2 rRNA genes are annotated in these 3,398 nt (G+C 54.6%); both read right to left on the bottom strand.

Going from position 1 to position 3,398, the window contains the following annotated elements:
- Positions 1 to 7: 7 nt before the first annotated feature.
- Positions 8 to 124 (bottom strand): 5S ribosomal RNA (gene rrf, locus A5788_RS00660).
- A 119-nt stretch (positions 125 to 243) separates the two neighbouring features.
- Positions 244 to 3,378 (bottom strand): 23S ribosomal RNA (locus A5788_RS00665).
- Positions 3,379 to 3,398: the final 20 nt, after the last annotated feature.

Consider the following 3,398-nt stretch of genomic DNA (forward strand, 5'->3'; position numbering starts at 1 on the left):
ATGTTGTGCTCGGCGGTGTCCTACTCTCCCACACCGATTAGAGTGCAGTACCATTGGCGCTGGTGGGCTTAGCTTCCGGGTTCGGAATGGGACCGGGCGTTTCCCCACCGCTATAGCCGCCGAAACAATATGAAACAACATCCACACGGGATGCGCTCTTTGTTGAGCGATTGCGTGTGTTGTTTCAGAAGTGTCATAGTGGATGCGAACACACCTTTATTACAAGTTGATGTGTTGGGTGTTGTTGGTAAGTCCTCGGCCGATTAGTACCAGTCACCTAAACCTATTACTAGGCGTACAGTTCTGGCCTATCAACCCCATGGTCTATAGGGGGCCTTAACCCTTCAAGAGGGTGAGAAACCTCATCTTGGAACAGGCTTCCCGCTTAGATGCTTTCAGCGGTTATCCCTTCCGAACGTAGCTAACCAGCAGTGCTCCTGGCGGAACAACTGGCACACCAGAGGTTCGTCCGTCCCGGTCCTCTCGTACTAGGGACAGGTTTCCTCAAGTTTCTAACGCGCGCGGCGGATAGAGACCGAACTGTCTCACGACGTTCTAAACCCAGCTCGCGTGCCGCTTTAATGGGCGAACAGCCCAACCCTTGGGACCTACTCCAGCCCCAGGATGCGACGAGCCGACATCGAGGTGCCAAACCATCCCGTCGATATGGACTCTTGGGGAAGATCAGCCTGTTATCCCCGGGGTACCTTTTATCCGTTGAGCGACACCACTTCCACACGTTGGTGCCGGATCACTAGTCCCGACTTTCGTCCCTGCTCGACATGTACGTCTCACAGTCAAGCTCCCTTGTGCACTTACACTCAACACCTGATTGCCAACCAGGCTGAGGGAACCTTTGGGCGCCTCCGTTACATTTTAGGAGGCAACCGCCCCAGTTAAACTACCCACCAGGCACTGTCCCTGAACCCGATCAGGGTCCGAGGTTAGAAGTCCAATACGATCAGAGTGGTATTTCAACAATGACTCCATGAACACTGGCGTGCCCACTTCACAGTCTCCCACCTATCCTACACAAACCGAACCGAACACCAATACCAAGCTATAGTGAAGGTCCCGGGGTCTTTTCGTCCTGCCGCGCGTAACGAGCATCTTTACTCGTACTGCAATTTCGCCGAGTCTGTGGTTGAGACAGCAGAGAAGTCGTTACGCCATTCGTGCAGGTCGGAACTTACCCGACAAGGAATTTCGCTACCTTAGGATGGTTATAGTTACCACCGCCGTTTACTGGGGCTTAAATTCTCAGCTTCGCCCCCCGAAGGGAACTAACCGGTCCTCTTAACCTTCCAGCACCGGGCAGGCGTCAGTCCGTATACATCGTCTTACGACTTCGCACGGACCTGTGTTTTTAGTAAACAGTCGCTTCTCTCTGGTCTCTGCGACCCACACCAGCTCAAACAGTAAATGTCGTCACCAGAATGGGTCCCCCTTCTCCCGAAGTTACGGGGGCATTTTGCCGAGTTCCTTAACCACAGTTCTCTCGATCGCCTTAGTATTCTCTACCTGACCACCTGTGTTGGTTTGGGGTACGGGCCGTGTACCAACTCACTAGAGGCTTTTCTCGGCAGCATAGGATCATGGACTTCACCACAACGGTTACGCATCACCTCTCAGACTCAATGAAACACGGATTTACCTATGTTTCGTCCTACAGGCTTACACCAGGACAACCATCGCCTGGCACCACTACCTTCCTGCGTCACCCCATCGCTTGCCTACTACCAGCCAAGGTCCTGTGCATCACCCCACTCGAGACCCGAAGGTCTTCTCGGAGGATCTGGACAGTTAGTACAACTGATTCAGCATGGGCGCGGATACACGGGTACGGGAATATCAACCCGTTGTCCATCGACTACGCCTGTCGGCCTCGCCTTAGGTCCCGACTCACCCTGGGCGGATTAGCCTGGCCCAGGAACCCTTGGTCATTCGGCGGCAGAGTTTCTCACTCTGCTTTCGCTACTCATGCCTGCATTCTCACTCCCACACCCTCCACACCTCGTTCACACGGGCGCTTCCACGGATGCAGGACGCTCCCCTACCCACCCACACACCTAGCCCACAACCCGTAGATCATGGGCGGGCTTATGTGAGTGCCGCGGCTTCGGCGGTGTACTTGAGCCCCGCTACATTGTCGGCGCAGGATCACTTGACCAGTGAGCTATTACGCACTCTTTCAAGGGTGGCTGCTTCTAAGCCAACCTCCTGGTTGTCTTCGCGACCCCACATCCTTTTCCACTTAGTACACGCTTAGGGGCCTTAGCCGGCGATCTGGGCTGTTTCCCTCTCGACTACGAACCTTATCGCCCGCAGTCTCACTGCCCTGCTCTCACTTACCGGCATTCGGAGTTTGGCTGACGTCAGTAACCTAGTAGGGCCCATCGGCCATCCAGTAGCTCTACCTCCGGTAAGAAACACAGAACGCTGCACCTAAATGCATTTCGGGGAGAACCAGCTATCACGGAGTTTGATTGGCCTTTCACCCCTACCCACAACTCATCCCCTCCATTTTCAACTGAAGTGGGTTCGGGCCTCCACGACGTCTTACCGACGCTTCACCCTGGCCATGGGTAGATCACTCCGCTTCGGGTCTAGACCCGGCGACTCCACGCCCTATTCAGACTCGCTTTCGCTACGGCTACCCCACACGGGTTAACCTTGCCACCGAGCACTAACTCGCAGGCTCATTCTTCAAAAGGCACGCCATCACCCACAATCAACCAAATGATTCACAGGCTTTGACGGATTGTAAGCGTCCGGTTTCAGGTACTATTTCACTCCCCTCCCGGGGTACTTTTCACCTTTCCCTCACGGTACTTGTCCGCTATCGGTCACCAGGAAGTATTCAGGCTTACCGGGTGGTCCCGGCAGATTCACAGCAGATTCCACGAGCCCGCTGCTACTTGGGCACCCATCACGCAAGACCACACGTTTTCAGCTACCGGACTCTCACCGTCTACGGCAGACCATTCCAGGCCACTTCACCTAACATGCAGCATTTATCACTCACGCCCCGACAGGTAAATCGGAGAAGATGAACCCCACAACACCACACACACAACCCCTACCCAGTATCACATGCGCATGGTTTAGCCTCCTCCGCTTTCGCTCGCCACTACTCACGGAATCACAATTGTTTTCTCTTCCTATGGGTACTGAGATGTTTCACTTCCCCACGTTCCCCCCACACAGCCTATACATTCAGCTGGTGGTAACACGACATCACTCGTGCTGGGTTTCCCCATTCGGACACCCTCGGATCACAGCTCGTTTGACAACTCCCCGAGGACTATCGCGGCCTACCACGTCCTTCATCGGCTCCTGGTACCAAGGCATCCACCGAACGCCCTAAAACACTTACAACAACACCTACAAACACACCC

The sequence above is a fragment of the Gordonia sp. 852002-50816_SCH5313054-c genome (genome assembly GCF_001665925.1).
Lineage (GTDB): Bacteria > Actinomycetota > Actinomycetes > Mycobacteriales > Mycobacteriaceae > Gordonia > Gordonia jacobaea.